Source organism: Janthinobacterium sp. ROICE36, assembly GCF_002869965.1.
GTDB lineage: Bacteria > Pseudomonadota > Gammaproteobacteria > Burkholderiales > Burkholderiaceae_D > Janthinobacterium.
In genome coordinates, this window is sequence record NZ_PEBS01000039.1 from 33,376 (window position 1) to 54,877 (window position 21,502).

Annotated in this window: 15 protein-coding genes; 7 read left to right on the forward strand and 8 right to left on the reverse strand. The window is 63.6% G+C overall.

Features of this window, described 5'->3' with window-relative positions; genetic code table 11:
* Positions 1 to 52: 52 nt before the first annotated feature.
* A complete protein-coding gene (locus tag CSZ94_RS16555; protein WP_102122514.1) occupies positions 53 to 1,327 on the reverse strand; it encodes a c-type cytochrome in 1,275 nt (424 codons plus the stop codon).
* Positions 1,324 to 2,076, reverse strand: a complete 753-nt coding sequence (locus tag CSZ94_RS16560; protein ID WP_102122515.1) for a c-type cytochrome — start codon at positions 2,074 to 2,076, stop codon at positions 1,324 to 1,326. The genes CSZ94_RS16555 and CSZ94_RS16560 overlap by 4 nt, the downstream gene beginning before the upstream one ends.
* Before the next feature lie 140 nt (positions 2,077 to 2,216).
* Here CSZ94_RS16560 and CSZ94_RS16565 point away from each other — a divergent pair, with 140 nt between their 5' ends.
* Both CSZ94_RS16565 and CSZ94_RS16570 read left to right on the forward strand, forming a co-directional pair.
* On the forward strand, positions 2,217 to 3,638 hold the full coding sequence (locus CSZ94_RS16565) for an aminotransferase-like domain-containing protein (protein ID WP_102122516.1): 1,422 nt from the start codon (positions 2,217 to 2,219) through the stop codon (positions 3,636 to 3,638).
* Between the two features lie 89 nt (positions 3,639 to 3,727).
* A complete protein-coding gene (locus CSZ94_RS16570; RefSeq protein WP_102122517.1) occupies positions 3,728 to 4,075 on the forward strand; it encodes a DUF4870 domain-containing protein in 348 nt (115 codons plus the stop codon).
* A 119-nt stretch (positions 4,076 to 4,194) separates the two neighbouring features.
* Here CSZ94_RS16570 and CSZ94_RS16575 read toward each other — a convergent pair whose 3' ends face one another.
* Together CSZ94_RS16575 and CSZ94_RS16580 are read right to left on the reverse strand one after the other, a co-directional pair.
* Complete coding sequence (locus CSZ94_RS16575) at positions 4,195 to 4,836, reverse strand: 3'-5' exonuclease (RefSeq protein WP_102122518.1); 642 nt, start codon at positions 4,834 to 4,836, stop codon at positions 4,195 to 4,197.
* 9 nt (positions 4,837 to 4,845) lie between these two features.
* A complete protein-coding gene (locus CSZ94_RS16580; protein ID WP_102122519.1) occupies positions 4,846 to 5,355 on the reverse strand; it encodes a ProQ/FINO family protein in 510 nt (169 codons plus the stop codon).
* Positions 5,356 to 5,922: 567 nt separating this feature from the next.
* Here CSZ94_RS16580 and rpoD point away from each other — a divergent pair.
* Positions 5,923 to 8,472: an RNA polymerase sigma factor RpoD gene (rpoD, locus tag CSZ94_RS16585; protein ID WP_102122520.1), complete on the forward strand. Its 2,550-nt coding sequence runs from the start codon at positions 5,923 to 5,925 to the stop codon at positions 8,470 to 8,472.
* A 54-nt stretch (positions 8,473 to 8,526) separates the two neighbouring features.
* Here rpoD and CSZ94_RS16590 read toward each other — a convergent pair whose 3' ends face one another.
* From CSZ94_RS16590 to ppc, 3 genes are all read right to left on the reverse strand, one after another.
* Positions 8,527 to 9,666: an HAF repeat-containing protein gene (locus CSZ94_RS16590; protein ID WP_102122521.1), complete on the reverse strand. Its 1,140-nt coding sequence runs from the start codon at positions 9,664 to 9,666 to the stop codon at positions 8,527 to 8,529.
* 56 nt (positions 9,667 to 9,722) lie between these two features.
* The gene (locus CSZ94_RS16595) at positions 9,723 to 11,519 is read right to left on the reverse strand and encodes a PAS domain-containing sensor histidine kinase (RefSeq protein ID WP_180977509.1); all 1,797 of its coding nucleotides are present in this window, start codon (positions 11,517 to 11,519) and stop codon (positions 9,723 to 9,725) included.
* A gap of 176 nt (positions 11,520 to 11,695) precedes the next feature.
* A complete protein-coding gene (gene ppc, locus CSZ94_RS16600) occupies positions 11,696 to 14,545 on the reverse strand; it encodes a phosphoenolpyruvate carboxylase (RefSeq protein ID WP_102122523.1) in 2,850 nt (949 codons plus the stop codon).
* Between the two features lie 236 nt (positions 14,546 to 14,781).
* Here ppc and hemC point away from each other — a divergent pair, with 236 nt between their 5' ends.
* From hemC to CSZ94_RS16620, 4 genes are read left to right on the forward strand one after another with little or no spacing between them, the layout of a single operon-like run.
* The gene (gene hemC, locus CSZ94_RS16605) at positions 14,782 to 15,777 is read left to right on the forward strand and encodes a hydroxymethylbilane synthase (protein ID WP_258001033.1); all 996 of its coding nucleotides are present in this window, start codon (positions 14,782 to 14,784) and stop codon (positions 15,775 to 15,777) included.
* Positions 15,770 to 16,552 carry a uroporphyrinogen-III synthase gene (locus CSZ94_RS16610; protein WP_102122531.1) on the forward strand — a complete coding sequence of 261 codons (783 nt, stop codon included), beginning with the start codon at positions 15,770 to 15,772 and terminating at the stop codon, positions 16,550 to 16,552. Before hemC ends, CSZ94_RS16610 begins: the two co-directional genes overlap by 8 nt.
* On the forward strand, positions 16,549 to 17,715 hold the full coding sequence (locus CSZ94_RS16615; RefSeq protein ID WP_102122524.1) for a uroporphyrinogen-III C-methyltransferase: 1,167 nt from the start codon (positions 16,549 to 16,551) through the stop codon (positions 17,713 to 17,715). The genes CSZ94_RS16610 and CSZ94_RS16615 overlap by 4 nt, the downstream gene beginning before the upstream one ends.
* A gap of 4 nt (positions 17,716 to 17,719) precedes the next feature.
* A complete protein-coding gene (locus CSZ94_RS16620; RefSeq protein ID WP_102122525.1) occupies positions 17,720 to 18,916 on the forward strand; it encodes a heme biosynthesis protein HemY in 1,197 nt (398 codons plus the stop codon).
* Between the two features lie 88 nt (positions 18,917 to 19,004).
* On the opposite strand, the gene CSZ94_RS16625 is transcribed toward CSZ94_RS16620, so the two are convergent.
* Complete coding sequence (locus tag CSZ94_RS16625; RefSeq protein ID WP_102122526.1) at positions 19,005 to 21,374, reverse strand: membrane-bound PQQ-dependent dehydrogenase, glucose/quinate/shikimate family; 2,370 nt, start codon at positions 21,372 to 21,374, stop codon at positions 19,005 to 19,007.
* Between the last annotated feature and the right edge of the window lie 128 nt (positions 21,375 to 21,502).

A 21,502-nucleotide genomic window follows, 5' to 3' on the forward strand; every position in this document is an offset into this window, starting at 1 on the left:
GAGCGGCTGCCTGACATGAAAAAACCGGCCTTGGCCGGTTTTTTCATGTCTGCTACTCCAGGGGCACGCTGCGGTATTTATTCACCTCCAGGGCCGATACGGCCGGCGCATCATTGCCCCAAGAGGCGCGCAGATACGTTACCACGGCTGCCACCTCGGCGTCATCCATGACGGGGCCGAACGGCGGCATGCCGTAGGGGCGCGGGTTGCCGCTGGTTCCCGGCGCAAAGCCGCCGTTGAGCACGAGGCGGATGGCGTTGACGGCCGACTCCGTCGTCAGCGCGCGGTTGCCGGCCAGCGGCGGGTAGCCGGGCGGCACGCCCTTGCCGTCGGCCTGGTGGCAGCTCGCGCATTGCGCTTCATACAGTTTCGCGCCCAGCACGAGTTGCTGCCGAACTTGCTCCGACGTGTCGCGCGGCGCTTTTTTCGCCACTTGCGCGGGGCCGGGCAAGCTTTTCAGGTACACGGCCATTGCCTGCACGTCGTGCGTGCCCATGTGCTGCAAGCTTTGCCGCACCACCTCGGCCATGGGGCCGAAGACGGTGGCGCGCGGCGACACGCCCGTTTGCAGCAACTCCACGATATGCGCCGTGTCCCAGTCACCGAGGCCCGCTTCCGCGTCCGACGTCAGCGAAGGCGCGTACCAGCCCAGCACGGGGATCAGGCCGCCCGACAGGCCTTCGTCGCTGCCACCCAGGGTGGTGCGGCTGCTATGGCAGGCGCTGCAGTGGCCCAGGCCCTGTACCAGGTAGGCGCCGCGGTTCCATTCCATGCTTTGCGTCGTGAGGGGCTGGTACACGCCCGGCTTGAAGTACAGCGCGCGCCAGGCGGCCAGCGCGATTTGCTGGTTATAGGGGAAGCGCAGCGCATGCGGCGCGTTCGCCTGCCGGTGCGGCGGCAGGCTCTGGAAATACGCGTACAAGGCGTCGCTGTCTTCGCGCTGCACCTTGGTGTAGCTGGTGTACGGAAAGGCCGGATACAGCAAACGGCCGTCTTTCGACTTGCCGTTGTGGATGGCGCGCCAGAACTCGTCGGCCGTCCAGCTGCCGATGCCCGTTTCCTTGTCGGCCGTGATGTTGGGCGAGAGCACTTTGCCAAACGGCGTCTGCAAGGCCCGTCCGCCCGCGTACGCCACGCCGCCGCGCGTCGTGTGGCACGCCATGCAGTCGCCCGCCCTGGCCAGGTAGGCGCCGCGCGCGACCAGCTCTTGCTGGCTCAGGTTGCTGGCAGCGGCGGGCGGGCCGATGTCGTCGTCCGGATACAGCAGGAACTTGGCGCTGCCGCCGACGATCAGCACCAGGCCGGCCGCGATCATCCATTTTTTCATGGCGCCACCTGCGCGGTAGAACCCGGCACGCCGCCGCAGTGCAGCGGCAAGGGCAGGACGATGCTGCTGGCGGGACGCGCGTCGGCGCTGGCCGCTTGTGTGCCCAGCCAGGCCGAGACGGCGCCCACGTCCGCGTCTGACAGGCGCTGCGCCACTTGCGCCATGCAGTCGGGCGCGTGGGCGCGGCGGATACCGTTTTTCCAGGCGCCCAGCTGGGCGTTGATATAGTCGCGCGGCAAGCCCAGCAGGCCGGGAATGGCGGGCGCCACGCCGGCCAGCTGCTGGCCATGGCAGGCGACACAGGCGGGGATTTTTTTCGCGCGATCGCCTTGCAGCACCAGTTGCTTGCCACGCGCCAGGGCCGTCGTACCGGCGCTGCTGGGCTGGGTCGGCGGCGGGGCCGGGTGCTGGGCCGCAAAATACTCGGCGATTTCGCGCAGGTAGTCGTCCGGCAAGTGCTCGACCATGTAGTTCATCATCGGATACTGGCGCCGTCCCTCGCGAAAGTTCAGCAACTGGTGGTACAGGTAGCCGGCCGGCTTGCCGGCGATGCGGGGAAAGAAGGCGTCGTGGCGCTCCTGTTGCGCATGGCAGGACGTGCACGCCTTGATGCGCTGTTCCAGGCTGTCGTGGCCGGCTGGCAGTGCGGCCGGTGCGGCCAGCGCCATGCCGGGCAAGGCGCAAGCCAGGGTCAGCACCAGCACGAGGGGGAAATGCAGTTGCACGGAAAGTCGCATGGAGAGTTGCATGGGAAAATTACCTGTCTCGTCGGTCGATATGGCGTGCCGGTGTTGCTGCCCGGATGTTGTTACCCTAGCATATACCGGGCACTGTCTTTGTGACAGGATCAGTTGTGCAATAAAACTACGGATCAGTTTGAGGAGCAGGGTTGAAACGATATGAAGAATTGGCGGAAGAAGTGGCCGCCATGATCAGCACGCAGCTGTTGTTGCCTGGTGATAAATTGCCCTCCGTGCGCCAGCAGCATGCGCGCAGGGGCGTGAGCCCGTCGACGGTGTTCCAGGCGTATTATTTGCTCGAAGCGCGCGGCATGATCGTCTCGCGTCCCCGTTCCGGTTATTACGTGGCGCCGCAGCGCGCCGCGCTGGCGCCCGAGCCGGACAGTTCGCGCCCGCTCGACGCCAGTACCACCGTCGATGTCAGCGATCTCGTCTTCGAGGTGCTGGGCGCCGTGGGCGCGCGCGATATCGTGCCCTTCGGCTCGGCGTTTCCCAGCCCCCATCTGTTTCCGATGGAACGGCTGGCGCGGGCCGTGTCGGCCAGCATGCGCCGCCTCGACCCGTGGAGCACCGTGACGGACTTATCGCTGGGCAATGCGGAATTGCGCCGCCAGATCGCGCTGCGCTACCAGCTCGACGGCGTGCGCGTTTCCAGCGACGACATCGTCATCACGAATGGCGCGCTGGAAGCGCTGAACCTGTGCCTGCAAGCCGTCACGCGGCCCGGCGACACGGTGCTGATCGAGTCGCCCAGCTTCTATGCCTGTTTGCAGGCGCTGGAGCGGCTCGAACTCAAGGCCGTGGAGATCGCCACCAGCCCGCGCGACGGCGTCGACCTGGCGGCGCTGGAAGAGTTGCTGCAGCGCCACCAGCCCAAGGCATGCTGGCTGATGACGAGTTTCCAGAATCCCCTGGGCAGCCTGATGCCGCCCGAAAAGAAGCGCGCACTGGTGGCACTGCTGGCGCGCCATGGCGTGCCGCTGATCGAGGATGATGTGTATGGCGAGTTGTACTTTGGCAAACAGCGTCCCGGCTTGACGAAGAGTCATGACAGCGCGGGGCTGGTCATGCATTGCAGCTCGTTTTCCAAGACCCTGGCACCCGGTTTCCGGCTGGGCTGGGCCGTGGCGGGCCGCTACGCGCGCCAGGTCGAGCGCTTGAAACTGACCACCAGCCTGTCGGCGCCCATACCGCTGCAAATGGCGCTGGCCGATTACCTGGCACAGGGCGGCTACGAGCGTCATTTGCGCCAGCTCCGGCTGACCCTGGCGGCACAGCAAAACACCATGCTGCAAGCCATCGCCGTGCATTTTCCGCCTGGCACGCGGGTCACGCGGCCGCAGGGAGGTTATTTTGTCTGGGTGGAGATGCCTGCCGGCGTCGATGCGCTGGCCTTGCACCGCAGCGCGCTGGCGGCCGGCATCAGCATCGCGCCCGGCCCCATCTTTTCCGCCACCCGCGCGTTTCGTCATTGCATCCGCCTCAATTACGGCCACCCGTGGAGTCCGCAGCTGGAAGACGCCATCGCCACGCTGGGGCGGCTAGCGCTGGCGGCGGCAAGCGACGCATGAAAAAAGTCCCTTGCGCCAGCAAGTGTTTCATTTCAAAAAGAAATATTGCTGTTATATTGATGTATCTATAACTAATGATGGGAACAATAATGGATAACACGCAGCCGGAAGTAACGCGTACGCAAGATACGACGATCGCCATCCTGTCCCACGTTGGCGGCCTGTTCACCAGCTGGGTGGCGCCGCTGATCCTTTATTTGATCAAGAAAGATGATGCGGATAAATTCTCGGCCGAGAATGCCCGCGAAGCGCTGAATTTCCAGATCACCCTGATCATCTGGTATTTCGCCTGCTTCATCCTGTCGTTCGTGCTGATCGGCCTGTTCCTGTTCTGGGTGGTGGCGCTGGCCAACCTGGTGTGCTCGATCGTCGCGGCCGTCAAAGCCAGCAATGGCATTACCTACCGCTATCCCCTGACTTTGCGGCTCGTCAAATAGGACTGCGCCAGCCGCCACCTTGTTGGCGGCGGCTGTTGCCATGAATTATTGCATGCAGGACGCGAGCAGCGGATGCCGGCGGACTTGCTCCGGCCGATATTGCAGCAAGGTACGCCGGCTCAGGCGGGTGCGGGTGGCATGGCCGGCGGCGTGCTGGCGCGCGGCGCTTTTTGCGGCGCTACCTTGCCGCCGTCGACGATCCAGCGGCGGTACACGCGCAGGGCCACTTGCGCATCGTCGGCCGCGTACAGGATCTGCTTTTCCGTCAGGCGCGACGTGGCCCAGTTGGTGGTGGAGATTTTTTTCGATTTCTGCAGGTGCAGGCCGAAGAACTTGGCCACGGCCGTCTTCGCACCCAGGTCGTTGCGCTGGCCGCCGCGCAGGGCCACGGACAGGTCCAGCACGTGCGCTGGAACAATGCCCAGCTTGTTACTCAGGCGCTTGACGTCGTCGGACAGGCCAAAACCCACCTTCAGGGTGGTGGTCGATTCGAGGATGGCTTTCAGTTCGGCCAGGGGCGGCGTGGCGCCCACCTGGAACAGATAGGCGATGTCGTCGGTGGCCAGCTGGATCAGGTGCGGCCCCGTGGAGGACTCGCCCTTGACGAACGTCGGCTTCGATTCCGTATCGAAGCCGATGGCGTCCGCTGCCAGCAGGGCGGCCATGGCTGCCCTGGCTTCGTCACTGGTGCGTACCAGCCTGACATGCTCGAGTGCAATGCCTTGATAGGGGGGCAGTGGCGGTGCGGCAGCGGTGTCCATGAAACCGGATCAACCTTTGCGCGAGAATTTCGCGGTCAGCTGATTCAGTTTTTCCAGGCGCAAACGGCTCGCTTCTTCGGCGGCCGCCGCATCGCGCTCGGCTTTCTTGCGCTCGGCTTCCTTCTTGAAGCGCTGCTGCAGTACTTGCGCGGCGTGGTCGCGGTGCGTTTGCGTCACTTCCGCGCCGGCCGTGCCGTCGAGGTCGTAGCGGATCTTGGCTTTTTCCATCACGCGCAGGTAGCGCAGCGAACCCGTGTGGATGCCCAGCGCCGTGCGCATCAGCTTGCGGTCCAGGTCCGGCAGGCGTGCCAGGATCTGCTTGTCGATACCGATCGACAAGGGCAGGCAATCGCGGAATGGCGGGAATTGCTCCTGGAACTGCTTCAGCAGGGCGCGCGCGGTCAGGCCGGCAGGTGCCGGCGTGGTCGCTGCGGCCGGTGCCGCCGCTGGGGCTGCATCGACTGGCGTGTCAGGAGTGGTGGCTTGCTGGTCTGGCGTGGAGCTGGTCATCGACATCATTGGTTGGGCTATAAACGGGGAGCATAGCACGCGCCACAGGCAAGTGCATTGTCTTTTTTGGCAACTTGCGCGGAGATAAGCGGGGCCGTACTACAGTGCTCGCAGCGCGAAATGCGGGAAATGTGTATAATGTCGGCTTGCGCTGATGACTGGACCCCGTATTTGACGGTCTGGCTCAGGAGTGCAGGGGATAGGAGCAGTGCGGTGCAGGGCCATCATTATTGATATTTTTGATATCAGATATTTTGCTTATCAATTATCCAGATAACTGGCCTTCGTGCATAATCTTGCTCTCCGCTGTGTCTTCACTGAACAACAATAGATTCAAGCCCGTTCTGGTACGGGCTTTTTTTCATTCCGCAATGTACATCGCTTATTTATCTGATCCGGCTTCGGCCCCGCCGCTCTCGTTACGGGATGCGCGGGCTTTGAGCGCCCCGATAGACAGGCGCCGCTGCCTTTGACGGCAGCCGCAACAATACGCTCCATCGAGTCCGGTTTCGCAGGCTTAGGTGGAATCATTCACTTCGCGCCGACACCATCTGGTCTCGCATTAAGAGATATCTCATGAAGAATACGCCAAAAACTTTAACGTTGTCCGCCAAGGCGCCACGCCCAGCTGCGGCGCCACTTGCGGTACCCAAAACGACTTTATCTTACTTCATCGATAATGCGCAAGCGAATCCGGAAACCACGGTCACGACGGCGCCCACCGTCGTCACCGTGGTCAAGAAAAGCCGTTCGCGCCTCGCTGCCGTGCCACTGGCCGAGTCGGCTGGGGAAGCGCCCGTTGCCGCAGCGGCGGCCGAAGTCGTTGCCGAGGTCGCCGACGCTGCAGCGGCCAAGGCGCCAAGCGTGAAGATCGCCCCTGGCGCCAAGGCCCCGGTCGCGCCGCGCAAGGTCAGCGAAAGCGCCGCCACGAATAAAGTAGTGACGGCTGCCCGTACAAAAGTCGTGCGCGCCAAGCCCGAAGCGGCGCCAGTGACCATCATCACCGGCGCGCAAGTGGTCAGCAAGACCACGGACGCCGATGCCCTGGCCGCCATCGATACCTCGAACTATTTCCTGCCGACCGTCAAGGTGCCGGGCCGCCGTGGCCGCAAACCAAGCGAATTCACGCCGGAAAACGATGAAGTGGCAGCACTCAACGCTGTCGAGCGCGCCGAACTGAAGGCCGTGTCGAAAGCGCGCGACCGCAAGGCCAAGGGCGGCCTGGCGGATGCATTGGGTGATCCGGAAGCCTCGGCAGCGGACCTGGAACGCCGCCGCAAGCAGATTACGGGCTTGATCAATATGGGCAAGGAACGCGGTTTCCTTACCTATGCCGAGATCAATGACCAATTGCCGGAAAACATCATCGATCCGGAAGCCATCGAAGGCATCATCGCCACCTTCAACGACATGGGCATCGCCGTCTACGAGCGCGCCCCTGACGCGGAAAGCTTGTTGTTGACCGACAACGTCGCCACCGTCACCAGCGACGATGAAGTGGAAGCGGCTGCCGCTACCGCCCTGTCGACCGTCGACTCCGACTTCGGCCGCACCACCGACCCCGTGCGCATGTACATGCGTGAAATGGGCGCCGTGGCGCTGCTGACGCGCGAAGGCGAAATCGAGATCGCCAAGCGCATCGAAGGCGGCCTGAAAGACATGATCCAGGCGATTTCCGCCTGCCCCACCACCATCGGCGAAATCGTTGCCCTGTCGCAAAAAATCGCGCGCGACGAAATCAAGGTCGATGAAGTGGTCGACGGCTTTGTCGACTTGAACGAAAGCAACGCCCCGGCGCCTGCCGCTGCCCCCGCGCCCGCCGCCGCCAGCGGTGACGACGAGGACGAGGAAGAAGAAGCCGAGGAAGAAGATGGCGACGCCAATGGCGGCGCGGCCGGTTTCTCCAGCGAGCAATTGGCCCAGTTGAAAAAGAATGCGCTGGAGAAGTTCAACGTCATTTCGATGCAATACGACAAGATGCGCAAGGCGCCCGAGGGCTACAACTCGAAAGTCTACATCAAGGCCCAGGACGCCATCTCGCAGGAATTGCTGGGCATCCGCTTCACGGCCAAGGTCGTGGAAAAGCTGTGCGACACCCTGCGCGGCCAGATGGAAGAAGTGCGCCATATCGAGCGCGCCGTGCTGGAGCTGTGCGTGAACAAATGCGGCATGCCGCGCGCCCACTTCATCAAGGTGTTCCCGGGCAATGAATGCGACCTGGAATGGGTCGACCGCGAAGTCGATTGCAAGTATCCGTACAGCGCCATCCTCAGCCGCAACGTGCCTGCCGTCAAGGAACTGCAAAAGAAGATGATCGACCTGCAAGCGCGCGTGGCCTTGCCACTGGCCGACTTGCGCAAGATCAACAAGCAGATGGCTGCCGGCGAAAAGCGCGCGCGTCACGCGAAACGCGAAATGACGGTCGCCAACTTGCGTCTGGTCATTTCGATCGCCAAGAAATACATCAACCGCGGCTTGCAATTCCTCGATCTGATCCAGGAAGGCAACATCGGCTTGCTGAAGGCTGTCGATAAATTCGAATACCGCCGCGGCTACAAGTTCTCGACCTACGCCACCTGGTGGATACGCCAGGCCATCACGCGTTCGATCGCCGACATGGCCCGCACCATTCGCGTGCCGGTGCACATGATCGAAACGATCAACAAGATGAACCGCATCTCGCGCCAGATCATGCAGGAAACGGGCAGCGAACCGGACCTGGCGACCTTGGCCGTGAAGATGGAAATGCCGGAAAACAAGGTGCGCGAGATCATGAAGATCGCCAAGGAACCGATTTCCATGGAAACGCCGATGGGCGAAGATGGCGATTCGCAACTGGGCGACTTCATCGAAGACAACACCACCCTGGCGCCGCTGGACGCCGCCCTGCATGCGTCGATGCGCAACGTGATCAAGGAAGTGCTCGATTCGCTGACGCCGCGCGAAGCGAAAGTGCTGCGCATGCGTTACGGCGTGGAAATGTCGAACGACCACACGCTGGAAGAAGTGGGCAAGCAGTTCGACGTGACGCGCGAGCGCATCCGCCAGATCGAAGCGAAAGCCATGAGCAAGCTGCGCCAGCCTTCGCGTTCGGATAAATTAAAAACGTTCTTGACGCAGAATTAAGCAGTAACAAAAAAGAGGCGCAAGCCTCTTTTTTACGCCTGTAGCATGCCTTGCCTACATAAAACGCGTGCGCGCACCCAGCAGCCCCATGCGATAGTTGCGCTGCAATTTGTACAGCACCACGCCGCTGGCGGAGATAAGGATGGTGATGAGCAGCCAGTCCAATGGATTGCTGCGGTGCGGTACGGGAGCCGCTTGCGACGGTACGGCGAAGGCCTGGAATTTATGCCCCGTGTAGATGGCGCCCACCACCAGGCCCGCGTCCGTGATCTTGTTGGTCAGATACAGGCCGTCGTCGCGGCGGCGCACCGTCATCACACCTTCCTTGTAGACAAAGGTCATCGGTTCAAAGCCTTTGATGCTGACGCTGCCGACGACGTGTCCGGCCGCGTTGACTGCCGTGGCATAGCTGTCGCCCTGGCCGATCAGGGCGCCCAGGTCGAGCATGCGCTTGCCATCCCAGGCAAAGGCGTGCCAGCGGCGCTTCTGTGTTTCCGAGGCGCCCACGATCAAGCCTGCGTCATTGATGGCGGTGGCTGAACTGATGCGTCCGCCGGGCAGGGTGCCGATTTCCTGCATGCCCGTGCCGGGGCGGTAGACGAAGGCGCGGCGGTAGCCGTCGCCGCGCTGCGCCGTGCCCACCACCACGCCATGTGTGTTCAGGCCGCTCGCATAGCTGCTGGCGCCGCCCAGGGTACCCAGGTCCTGCAGGCTGTGGTCGGCTTTCGTGACAAAGGCGTGGAAATCGCCACTGCTGGTGTCGGCATAGCCGGCAATCGAGCCGTCGCGCGTGATGGCCGTGGCATAGCTGCTGGTGCCACCCAGGGTGCCCAGGTCGCGCATGCCGCCCGCTTCTTCAAAGCGGAATGCATGCCAGGCGCCGCTGGGCGTCTGTGCCGAGCCCACCACCACGCCATGGGTATTGATGGCCTTGGTGAAACCTTCATTGCCACCCAGGGTGCCCAGTTCGCGGATGCGGCCATGCTGATACGTCACGGCGCGGCGCCGTCCTTCTTCTTCCATGATGATGCCGGCCACCAGGCCGGCCGGGTTCAGGTCGGACGCGATGCTGCCATTGCCATCCCTTTCACCAAAGCCGCGTTCGGCATACATGGTGGCGCTGGCGCCGGGGATGGCGGCCAGCAGGAGCAGGCCGAGCAGTGGGGCGGGGAAGCAGGCGAACCGTGGCGGCATGATAGTTTCCTCAAAGAAAAAAGCTTACTATACTTTTTTATGTCACAAATGCATACTCAATTTGCTACTATTTTTGCTAATTTTTGTGTTTTGGCATGATCAACATCGTGCTTGCCTGCCTGTTGCGGCAGATGGATGGCCAGCGCCGTGCCCCGGCCCGCCTGGCTGTCGATGCGCAGTTCCCCGCCCAGTGCATGGACACGTTCGCGTATGCTTTTCAGGCCGAAGGCGGCCCGCTTGCCGTGGTCGCCCGGCTGCATGCCGATGCCGTTGTCGCTGATGCGCAGCACGATGGCGTCCGTATCTTGCACCAGCGCCACTTCCACTTCGCTGGCCTGGGCGTGGCGCACGATGTTCGACAGCGATTCCTGCAGCACGCGGAAAATGGCCGACGTCTGGCGCTGGTCCAGGCCCAGGTCGGGCACCTTGCTGTCGAGCGTGAGCCGGTAGCGGATGGCACCGCGGCCCTCCATCTGGCGGATCAGCCATTCGGCGGCCGGGCCCAGTCCCAATTCCAGAGTGCTGGGATGCAAGTCGTTGATGATGGTGCGCACCGAGCGGATGGTGGCGTCGATGGTGTCGAGCACGCGCTGCGCATGACGGTGCAGGCGCGGGTGGGTGTTGGCCGTGCGCGCGTGCAGCAGCGACACGTCGATGCGCAGCACCATCAGGTTCTGGCCCAGGTCGTCATGAATGTCGAGCGCGATGCGTCGCCTTTCCTCTTCCTTGATGGTCTGCTGATGGTCGGTCAGTTCGCGCAACTGGGCCAGAGTGCGCTGCAGGTTTTCCTCGTTGCGCTTGCTATCGGTGATGTCGACGGCCATGGCGATGATCATCTGCGGCCGGCCGTCGGCGTCAAACACGGGTTTCTTGTGCGTCTGCAACAAACGATTTTCCTGCAACTGCGCGTTCCATACCAGTTCTTCGTGTATCACCACCTTGCGGCTGGCAAACGCTTGCTGGTCCGTCGCGTGGAAACCCGCGTTCTGTTCCTCCGGGAATTGTTGCAGGTCGCGCCCCTCGGTGATGTCTTGCTGGCGCATGCCCCATTGCTGTTCGCAGGCCTGGTTCATCAGCACGATGCGCGAATCGGCATCTTTCAGGTGCAGCGACAGCGGCATCATGGAAATGATGTCCTGCAGCCGCTCTTCGCTGCGCGCCAGGGCCGCTTCCGTTTGTGCGCGCATGGCGACTTCCGCAGACAGCTGGATATTGACATCGAGCAACTGGGCCGTGCGCAGGGCCACGCGGTTTTCCAGCTCCGCATGGGCCAGGCTCAACGCGTGTTCGGCACGCTTGTGTTCGGTGATGTCGCTGGCCATGACCAGCGCGCCCGTCAGGGCGCCGCGCCGGTCGTACAGTCGGCGTCCGCTGATCATCGCCCAGCGCTGCGTGCCGTCGCCGTGCCGGTACTGCAGTTCGCCCATGCAGCTATCGGTCGCCGTCTGGCGCAGCGGACACAGGCGCAGCAAGGTGGCCTCGTCGTGGAATTCCTCCATGGAGTGGTGCAGCAGTTGCCCGGCGGGGATGCCCAGCATGTCGCACAGGCGCTGGTTGACGTACAGGATGCGGCCGTGCGCATCCGTTTGCCACATGCCGTCCTGCGCCGTTACGCTCAGGTGTTGGTAGCGCAGGAGGCTGGCGTCCAGCTGCGCGGGCGTCAAGGCGAGGTGGGCGCGCAGCTTGCGCATCAGCCAGAGGGTCGCGCCGGCGGCGGCCAGCAGCAGCAGGGCCAGCCAGGCATGCTCCCAGAAGTCGAGCTCCGGCCAGGCTGCGCCTGCCAGCCAGCCCAGCATGATCAGGATCAGTGCGGCGCATGCCGCACTCAGCGTTTCAATCGACCATTTGCTCATCCGCGTCCCTGGCGTCATGGTTGGCCGCTGCGGTGCGCATGGGCCGGAGTGGGTAAGGAATCCGACGCTAGTGTAATAGAAATTGTTGTTTTATTGAGAATATTTTACCATTGGGCAAGCAAAAGGGCCGGCCCTTGCGGTGCCGGCCCCTGTCTGCCGATGGCAGCCTGGCGCGATCAGCCCGTGTTGCGCAGGCCCGCCGCCACGCCGTTGATCGACAGCTGGATGCCGCGGTGGACCCTTTCGTCGATTTTGCTTTCCGCCGACAGGGCGCGGTTGCGCTTGATCAATTCCACCTGCAAGTGGTTCAGCGGATCGAGATAGGCGAAGCGGTTCTGGATCGAGCGGGCCAGCAGCGGATTGCCCGCCAGGCGCTCGGAGTTGCCGGTGATGAGCTCCAGGCAGCGCAGGGTGTTGCCATGCTCGTCAGTGATGCGCTTGTAGATGCGTTCGCGCAAGTCATGGTCTGCCACCAGTTCCGCATAACGCGAGGCAATCGCCAGGTCCGTCTTGGCCAGCACCATGTCCATGTTCGACAGCAAGGTGGCAAACAAGGGCCATTCGGCGTACATGGCGCGCAGGGTGGCGATCTTGTCATCTTTCGCGGCGCCCGCGCCATCGTTGATCCAGGCATCGATGGCGCTGCCGAAGCCGAACCAGCCCGGCAGCAGCAAGCGGCACTGGCCCCAGGAAAAGCCCCAGGGAATGGCGCGCAAGTCTTCGATGCGCTGGTTGGCCTTGCGCGAGGCGGGGCGCGAACCGAGGTTCAGTTCGGCGATTTCCGCAATCGGCGTGGCCGAGAAGAAATACTCCGTAAATCCCGGCGTTTCATACACGAGGTGGCGGTAGGCGTGGTAGGCCAGGTCCGACAGCTGCGCCATCACGATTTCGAATTGCGCCAGCTGGCTCGCGTGCGCGGGATTGGCCGCCTGTGGCGCCAGGCTCGCTTCCAGGGTGGCGGCCACCAGCAATTCCAGGTTGCGCCGGCCGATTTCCGCGTTGGAAAACTTCGAGGCGATGATCTCGCCCTGTTCCGTCAGGCGGATCTGGCCGTTGACGGTGCCCGGCGGCTGGGCCAGGATGGCTTCGTAGCTGGGTCCGCCGCCACGGCCCACCGTGCCGCCACGGCCGTGGAACAGGCGCAGCTTGACGCCGGCCTTCTGGAAGTCGGCGACCAGCGCCAGTTCCGCCTTGTACAGTTCCCAGTTCGAGGTCAGGAAGCCGCCATCCTTGTTTGAGTCGGAATAGCCGAGCATGACTTCCTGCAACTGCCCTTGCTTGGCGATCAATTGCTTGACCAACGGCAAGGCCATGACCTGGCTCATGATGCCGGCCGCGCGCTGCAGGTCGGGGATCGTCTCGAACAGGGGGATGACCATCAGCTCGCACGTGCTCTCGCCGTCGTCTGCCGCCTTCCAGTCGGTGCGCAGCAAGCCCGTTTCCTTTTGCAGCAGCAACACTTCCAGCAAGTCGGAGACGGTTTCCGTGTGCGAAATAATGTAGTTGCGGATGGCCCGCGCGCCGTAGCGCTGGCGGATGTCGCGCGCCGCGCGCAGGATCGCCAGCTCGGAATCCGTTTCCGTGGCGTAGGCGATGTAGGGCGAGTACAGCAAACGTGGCTGGGCCAGTTCGCTCAGCAGCAGTGCCTGCTTGTCTTCCTCGGACAGGGAGGTGTAATCGGCGGCCACGCCGCTTTGCGCGAACAGGTCGGCCAGCACTCTTTCGTGCACGTCGGACGTCTGGCGCATGTCCAGCGATGCCAGGTGGAAGCCGAAGATGTCGGCTGCGCGCGCCAGGGTGGCCAGGCGCGGACGCACGAGGGCCGCGCCGTGGTGCGATTCGAGCGAGGCGACGATGGTGCGCAAGTCGGCGACAAACGCGGCCGCGTCCGGATAGGCGGCGGCCGGCCCCACTTCCTTGCGCAGGATGTTGGTGGCGCCCAGCGCGCGGGCCGTGGCGGCCAGGCGCGCATAGATGCCGATCAGGGCGCGGCGGTACGGTTCGTCGCTGCGGTGCGGCGAGGCGTCCGGCGACTGGTCGGCCAGCGCCTGCAGTTCGCTGCTGACGCCCACCATCAGGGTCGAGACGGACAATTCCGCACCCAACGCGTGCACTTCGTCGAGGTAAAAGTCGAGGATGGTGGTGGCGTGGCGCGCCAGCGCATGCTGCATGGTGCCCGCGTTGACGTTCGGGTTGCCGTCGCGGTCGCCGCCGATCCAGCTGCCCATCTGTACAAAGGCGGCGTTGATGGCTTCGATGGTGCCGTCGCCGTTCGGATATTCGGCGGCGATATCGTCCTCGATGTCGTCATACAGGCCAGGCAGTTCGCGCAGGAAGGTGATGCGGTAGTAGGACAGGGCGTTTTCGATCTCGTCGGCCACCGTCAGCTTCGAGTAGCGCAGCATGCGCGTCTGCCACAGCGTGGCCACGCGCGAGCGCAGCAGCTGCATATTGGCTTGCCGCTCTTTCGGCGTCTGCGGCAGGTCGCGCTCGGCCAGCAGTCGGGCGATGTCGTGCTCGGCGTCGAGTATGCTCTTGCGCTGCACTTCCGTCGGGTGGGCCGTCAGCACGGGGGCGATCAGTGCATCCTGGAAGAAAGTGTCGACGGTCTTGCGGGGCACGCCGGCGGCGCGCAGTTTTTTCAGCGCGAAGCTGACGCTGCCCTTTTGCGCTGGCGAGCCGGCTAGCAGGTGGGCGCGGCGGCGGCGGATGTGGTGTTGATCTTCCGCAATGTTGGCCAGGTGCGAAAAATAGGAAAAGGCGCGCACCACGGAAATCGTCTGTTCGCGGCTCAGCTCCTTGAGCATGGCGTCCAGTTCCAGCGCGGCACCTGCGTCCGCTTCGCGGCGGAAGCGCACGGACGTCTGGCGTATGGTTTCCACCACATGGAAGACGGCGTCGCCTTCCTGTTCGCGCAGCACGTCGCCCAGCAGGCGGCCCAGCAGGCGGATGTCTTCTTTCAGCGGCGCATCCTTGTCGGAGGCGGCCGCTGGAACTATTTCTGGTGCTACTGCGTCATTGAGCATAATAAAGAACCAAAGTAAGTGTAAAAGCAAGGGAATGTGGATCGCACCGGGCGTTTGGCCGCAGAGGGGAGGAGGCGCATGATAAAATTTGTGGTCTTCAACATGGACGCTAGCCTGACTTGGCCTTCTAGGCTAAGGGATAACGATTATAGCGAGGCCGGGCGCCACCCGATACAAATTGATATCGGAGGGGCGAATTGGCAACGACAACGACAGCCACAGCGAAAGAACTTGTTTTGAAAGCATCCGAATTGACCCCGAATATTCCTTCCCGCCTGGTGATTGCCACGCGCGAGAGCCGTCTTGCCATGTGGCAAGCTGAACATGTGCGTGCGCGCCTGGCCGCCCTGTATCCACAGTGTAGCGTTGAAATTCTCGGCATGACCACACGCGGCGACCAGATTCTGGACCGCGCCCTGTCCAAGGTAGGCGGCAAGGGCCTGTTCGTCAAGGAGCTGGAAGTGGCGATGGAAGAAGGCCGCGCCGACCTGGCCGTGCATTCGCTGAAAGACGTGCCGATGGAGTTGCCAGAAGGCTTTGTCCTGGCCGCCATCCTCGAGCGCGAAGACCCGCGCGATGCGTTTGTGTCGAACGATTACGCCAGCCTGGCCGAGTTGCCGCACGGCGCCGTGGTCGGCACCAGCAGCCTGCGCCGCCAGTCGCTGATCGCCGCGCGCTATCCGCACCTGACGATTTTGCCACTGCGCGGCAATCTCGATACGCGTTTGGGCAAGCTGGACCGTGGCGACTACGCCGCCATCATCCTCGCTGCCGCCGGTCTGAAGCGCCTGGGCCTGGCGTCGCGCATCCGCGCCGTGCTGGCGCCGGAAGACAGCTTGCCGGCCGCCGGCCAGGGCGCCATGGCGATCGAGATCCGCAGCGGGCGCGTTGACGGCGCCGATCTGCTGCGCCTGCTGGCGCCGCTGAACCATACTGATACGGCGCAAGCCGTCACGGCCGAGCGCAAGGTGTCGAAGATTTTCGGCGGCAGTTGCCAGATTCCGCTGGCCGCGTTTGCCACCATCGAGGGCGAACAGATGCGTTTGCGCGCCATGGTTGCCACGCCGGACGGCGCGCGCATGGCCAGCGCCGATGTCAGTGGCCCGTCTGGCGCGCCGGAACTGCTGGGCGAGCGAGTGGCTGAATTGCTGCGCGGCCAGGACGCCGCCGGCATCCTCGCCTCGTGTGCCGTCACGCCCGACAAGCATGAAGGCCTGGCACCGCATGCCTGATACCGTGGTGATCACGCGGCCTGCAGCGCAAGCGGGGCCGCTGGCTGCCAGAGTTGCGGCGCTGGGCTGGCCCGTGACCTTGCTGCCGCTGCTGGAAATCCACGCGCTCGATGGCGAAGAGGAATGCGCGCAGTTGCAAGCCGTGCTGGCGCGCCTGGCGGAGTATGACCTGGTGGCCTTCGTCTCGCCCAACGCCATCGACTGCGTCTTTGCGCACTTGTCCGCCTGGCCGTCCGGCCTGCCGCTGGCCGTGGTGGGCGAGGGCAGCCGCCTGGCATTGGGGGCGCACGGCGTGACGGACGCCAACGCCAGCATCACCAGTCCACTCGATACGGCGCGCAGCGATTCCGAACATCTGTTGCTGGCACTGGACTTGCCGGCCCTGCGCGGCAAGCGCGTGCTGATCGTGCGCGGTGATGGCGGACGCGACTACCTGGCCGACGGCTTGCGCGCCGCCGGCGCCGAAGTCGAGTTCGTCACGGCCTACCGCCGCAAGGTGCCAGAACTGACGCCGGCCTTGCGGGCGACCCTGGAAAAGCTGTTGCAGCATAATAATGACTGGATCATCACCAGCTCGGAAGCGCTGCGCGGTTTTCTGGCGCTGCTGGGCGAAATGGGGGATGAAAAGACGACTGTTGTGAAAATGCAACAGCAGCATCTGATCGTGCCGCACGCGCGCATTGCACAAACGGCGGCGGTTCTGGGTTTTGCCCGTGTCACCTTGACAGGATCAGGCGACGCAGGAGTGCTCGCCGCGTTACAATCACGACCATGAACGAAATGCCTACACTCTCCGAACCGAATGCAACGCCTGGCAGCGCCGTGAAGACGGTGCCGCAGGCGGCCGACCAACCCGCTGGCCGCGCGCCGACCCTGCTCGAACAGCTGCAAAAGCCCATGAGCATCGCCGTCATCGTGCTGGCCGTGCTGCTGGCTGCGCAAAGCTGGTCGACCAGCAAGCAGATCCGTAACCTGCGCGAAGAAGTGGCCAAGCGCCTGCAAAAAGGCGATGTCAGCAACGCTGAAACGGGCGTGCTGGCGCGCAACGTGCAAGACGGCACGAAAGAGCTGCAAATCAAGGTGGGCGCGCTGGAAAACCGCCAGAGCGAAACGCAAAGCCAGCAGCTGGCCCTGGAACAACTGTATAACGACTTGTCGAAGAACCGCGACGAGTGGGCGCTGACGGAAATCGAGCAAGTGCTGTCGACGGCCAGCCAGCAGCTGCAACTGGCCGGCAACGTGCCTGGCGCACTGATCGCCCTGCAAAACGCCGACCGCAGCCTGTCGCGTTCCGACAAGCCGCAATTCATCACCATCCGCCGCGCCATCGGGCGCGACATGGAAAAACTCAAGGCCCTGCCCAGCGTCGATTCGACGGGCGTGGCCCTGCGCCTCGATGCCGTGATCGCGCAGATCGACGCCTTGCCGATGCTGTCCGACGAAACGCCGGCCTTGCCGGCCGCGCCGGAAAAGCCGGGCAAGGCCAAGGCCAAGTCTGGAGCCAAGCCGGTGCATGATGCCAGCGGCAAGCTGGTGGGGCCGCCGGCGCCGGAACCGCTGCTGCAAACAGTGCGCGACGGCTTCAATACCTGGAGCGGCGACATGTGGGCCGACGTACGTCAATTGATACGCATCCGCCGTGTCGATACGCCGGAAGCGCTGATGTTGTCGCCGACACAAGCGTATTTCTTGCGTGAAAACGTCAAGCTGCGCCTGCTCAATGCGCGCATGGCCTTGTTGTCGCGCAATGAAACGGCCTTCAGAAATGATCTGATCGCCGCCCAGGATGCGCTGGCCAAGTATTTCGACACCCGCACCAAGAGCACGCAGACGGCGCAAGCCTTGCTGCGCCAGGTGCAGGGCAGCAACCTGGCCATCGACATGCCAACCTTGTCCGACAGCCTGACGGCTGTGCGCAACTACAAAGCGAAGTCCTGAGCCCATGCGTCTATTTCTCTGGTTACTCGCCCTGATGGCCGCGGCGATCGGTATCGCCGTGACGGCCCGTTTCAACCCTGGCAACGTGGTGCTGTTCTATCCGCCTTACCGCATCGATTTGTCGCTGAACTTCTTCTTGCTGCTGCAGGTCGTGCTGTTCGTGCTGCTGTACCTGCTGGTGCGCGCCGTGCGCGCCACCGCGCGCATGCCGGCGCAAGTGGCGGCCTACCGCCAGCGCAAGCGTGAGCGCGATGGCAACAAGGGCTTGCGCGAAGCCTTGAAAGCCTTGTTCGAAGGGCGTTTCGGCCATGCGGAAAAAGCCGCCTTGCGCGCCGCCGAGCTGGAAGAAAACGCGGGCCTGGCCGCGCTGATCGGCGCGCGCGCCGCGCACCGCATGCGCCAGTCCGAGCGCCGCGACAGCTGGCTGGCCCGCGTCGAAGGCGATGCCAGCCTGAAGACGGCCCGTTTGATGACGGTGACGGAATTGCTGGTCGACGACCACCAGCCGGAAGCGGCGCTGGCCGCCGTGCGCGAACTCAATGCCAGCGGCACGCGCCATCTCCATGCGCTGCAATGGTCGTTGAAGGCCGAGCAGCAGGCGAAGAATTGGCCGGAAGTGCTGCGCCTCGTGCGTTCGCTCGACAAGCACCGCGCCCTGCATCCGGCCCTGTCGTCGCGCCTGCGCGAACTGGCCTACGACCATTTGCTGTCCGATTCTTCGCATGACGCCGAATCGCTGATGCGCGTGTGGTCCACCGTGCCCAGCGCGGACCGTGTCAAGCCGTACATCGCCTGCCGCGCCGCCACGGCCCTTAACGCGCGCGGCTTGCATGACGAAGCGCGCCTCGTGTGCGAAGAGTCGCTGGCCGCCGATTGGGACGAGCGCGTCGTGCGCGCCTACCGCGAAGCGGCGGCGCCCGCCGGCACGCCGGCCCTGCTGCTGCAGATCGAGCATTGCGAGCAATGGATGAAACAGCGTCCGCTGGATGCGGAACTGGCGCTGACCCTGGGCACCCTGTGTCTCAAGCAAAAACTGTGGGGCAAGGCCCAGCGCCACCTGGAGCAGGCTTTGTCCGACGCGCACGAGCCGCAAATGGTGCGCGACGCCCACCTGAAGCTGGCGCAGATGCACGATGCCTTGCAACAAACGGAACAGGCCTCCGCGCATTACCGGCAGTGCGCCTTGGCCACCATCCTGTAAGCGACTCGCAGACGTAAAAAAGCCGTTCAGTGCAGACTGAACGGCTTTTTTTGTGCGCTACTACCTTGCTAACTTACTTCTTCGAGCTTTACTTCTTCGTTACCGCAGTACCTTCGGGCAAGGCATACGCGACCAGTGTGTCGCTCATCTTGGTGCCCAGCGAACCGTGGCCGCCGGCCATGACGACGACGAACTGGCGTCCCGACTTGTTCGACACATAGCTCATCGGCGTAGCCTGGCCGCCGGCTGGCAAACGGGCTTTCCAGATGACCTTGCCGTTGCTGACATCGTAGGCGCGGATGTAGTAGTCGAGCGTGCTGCTGAGGAAGGTCACGCCGCCACCCGTGGTGACCATGCCGCCCAGGCTGGGCACGCCCAGTGGCAATGGAATCGGCACGGGACCGCTGTCGCGCGTGGTGCCATTCTTGTGCATCCATACTTTTTTCATGGTGCGCAGGTCGACGGCGGCTACATAGCCCCACGGCGGTGCCTGGCATGGGAAGCCCTGTGGTGACAAAAAGGCCTTGATTTCCACGGCGAACGGTACGCCCGTCTGCGGTTGCAAGCCCATTTCGCCGCCCGTGCCGCCCTTGGCCGTCGTTTCCGCGCGCGGCACGAGTTTTTCCAGGAAACCCATGTAGTCAGGGTTGACGATCAGCAATTGGCGCACGGGGTCGATGGCCGCGCCACCCCATTCGAAGATGCCCAGCGGGCCCGGCGAGATGACGGCGCCCTTGCCGGCCGTTTGCGGCGTGAACGGGCCTTCATAGCGGCGTTCCTTGAAGATGATGCGGCAAGCGAGCTGGTCAAACGGCGTGGTGCCCCACATGTCCGCTTCGCTGATATTGCGTTCTGGCAAGAACGTCAGGGCCGAGAAGGGCTGCGTGGGCGACAAGGTGTCGCCAGCGGCAGGATTGCTCGTCGGCACGGGTTTTTCCGGCGCCGGCACGACCAGGCTGCCATCGCGGCGGTCGATCACGTAGATATCACCGCGTTTCGTCGTGGCTACCACGGAGGGGACTTTGCCTTTCGGCGTGTCGATGTCGACCAGCGACGGCTGGCCGCCGATGTCCATGTCCCAGATGTCATGGTGCACGGTCTGGTAGACCCAGCGCACTTTACCCGTTGCCAGGTCCAGCGCGACGATGGCGCTGTTGAATTTCTCGCCATTCTTGTTGCGCTTGCCGCCCCAGGTATCGGGGGTTTCATTGCCCATCGGAATGTACACCATGCCCAGCTTTTCATCGATGCTGGCCACGCCCCAGGAATTGGGCGAATTGTTGGTGTAGTGCTTGCCTTCGGGGAAGGGTTTGGTATCGTCCGGCGTGGCCGGGTCCCAGTTCCACAGCAACTTGCCCGTGACGGTATCGTAGCCGCGGATCACGCCCGACGGCTCTTCCGTCGAATGGTTGTCCGTCACGCTGGCGGCGATCACGGCCACGTTTTGCGCCACGGCCGGCGGCGAAGTGTGCATCAGGAAACCGCGCTTGATCATGGCCATGTTTTTATACAGGTTGACGACGCCGTTGTGGCCGAAGCTCTTGCACGACTCGCCCGTATCGGCATTCACGGCGATCATGGTGCCATCCATGGTCGGCGCCAGGATGCGGCGCGGGCATTCCATTGTGGCCGCCTGCGGTGCAGGGTTGTTCTTGGCGCGCCCCGCGTTGACGTCCCAGTAGGCCACGCCACGGCAGATCATGTGCTGGTAGCTGGCCGCGTCGCGGTTGATCTTCGGATCGTGGCGCCAGAGCTCCTTGCCCGTGTCCGGGTTCAGGGCGATGACGATATTGTGCGGCGTGCACAGATACAGCATGTCATTGACCTTCAACGGCGTGACTTCGTTGGCGATCTCGCCCGGGTCGTTCGGCCCCTTGAAGTCGCCCGTGTGGTAGGTCCAGGCTTCTTTCAAGCCAGAAATATTGGCCGGCGTGATCTGCGCGGCGGGGGCGTAACGGTCGCCATAGCCGGAGCGGCCATACGCGGACCAGTCATTGTGCTCGACGCCGGGCGCCAGGTCGCCGGTGGCGGTGGCCGCCATGTTTTCGGCAGGCACGTCGCCATGCAGGTCATGGTAGTCCTGGAACAGGGCGATGACGCCGGCGATGACGGTCAGGGCCACGGCAGCGCTCAAGGCCGTCTTGCCCGCTTGCGGCTGTTTCCCGGCGGCAGGTGGCGCCAGGCGGCGGCTGACGAAGGGCAGCAGCAGCCAGACGGCGGCGGCAAACCAGATGTCCAGGCGCGGCAGCAATTGCCACCAGTCGAATTTCACTTCAACGACAGACCAGATGAGGGTGGCGAGCAACAGCAGCGCCATGCACGGTTGCGCACTGCGCTTGCCCTGGAACACCAGTGCGCCGGCAACCAGCATGCCTATGCCGGCCAGCAAGTAGTACCAGGAGCCGCCGAGCGTGGCCAGCCAGATGCCGCCGCCCAGCAGGGCGAGGCCAAACAGAATGGTAACTGTTCAGCCGGGGGCTGGCTGAATCGGGTTTCCAGCGAAGGCGCGTTGCAAGACGGCGAGCATGCCATGGCCTTGTTTCCGTAGCGTGTCGAGGCAGGAGCGAATAACGCAGAAGTTTTGCG

Bases quoted from the DNA above. Each gene is read 5' to 3' on its own strand.
- CSZ94_RS16575 (WP_102122518.1), bottom strand. From the start codon at position 4,836: ATGGACACCGCTGCCGCACCGCCACTGCCCCCCTATCAAGGCATTGCA.
- CSZ94_RS16590 (WP_102122521.1), bottom strand. From the start codon at position 9,666: ATGCCGCCACGGTTCGCCTGCTTCCCCGCCCCACTGCTCGGCCTGCTC.
- CSZ94_RS16595 (WP_180977509.1), bottom strand. From the start codon at position 11,519: ATGAGCAAATGGTCGATTGAAACGCTGAGTGCGGCATGCGCCGCACTG.
- CSZ94_RS16580 (WP_102122519.1), bottom strand. From the start codon at position 5,355: ATGATGTCGATGACCAGCTCCACGCCAGACCAGCAAGCCACCACTCCT.
- CSZ94_RS16620 (WP_102122525.1), top strand. From the start codon at position 17,720: ATGCGTCTATTTCTCTGGTTACTCGCCCTGATGGCCGCGGCGATCGGT.
- CSZ94_RS16570 (WP_102122517.1), top strand. From the start codon at position 3,728: ATGGATAACACGCAGCCGGAAGTAACGCGTACGCAAGATACGACGATC.
- ppc (WP_102122523.1), bottom strand. From the start codon at position 14,545: ATGCTCAATGACGCAGTAGCACCAGAAATAGTTCCAGCGGCCGCCTCC.
- CSZ94_RS16615 (WP_102122524.1), top strand. From the start codon at position 16,549: ATGAACGAAATGCCTACACTCTCCGAACCGAATGCAACGCCTGGCAGC.
- rpoD (WP_102122520.1), top strand. From the start codon at position 5,923: ATGAAGAATACGCCAAAAACTTTAACGTTGTCCGCCAAGGCGCCACGC.
- CSZ94_RS16555 (WP_102122514.1), bottom strand. From the start codon at position 1,327: ATGAAAAAATGGATGATCGCGGCCGGCCTGGTGCTGATCGTCGGCGGC.
- CSZ94_RS16560 (WP_102122515.1), bottom strand. From the start codon at position 2,076: ATGCAACTCTCCATGCGACTTTCCGTGCAACTGCATTTCCCCCTCGTG.
- CSZ94_RS16610 (WP_102122531.1), top strand. From the start codon at position 15,770: ATGCCTGATACCGTGGTGATCACGCGGCCTGCAGCGCAAGCGGGGCCG.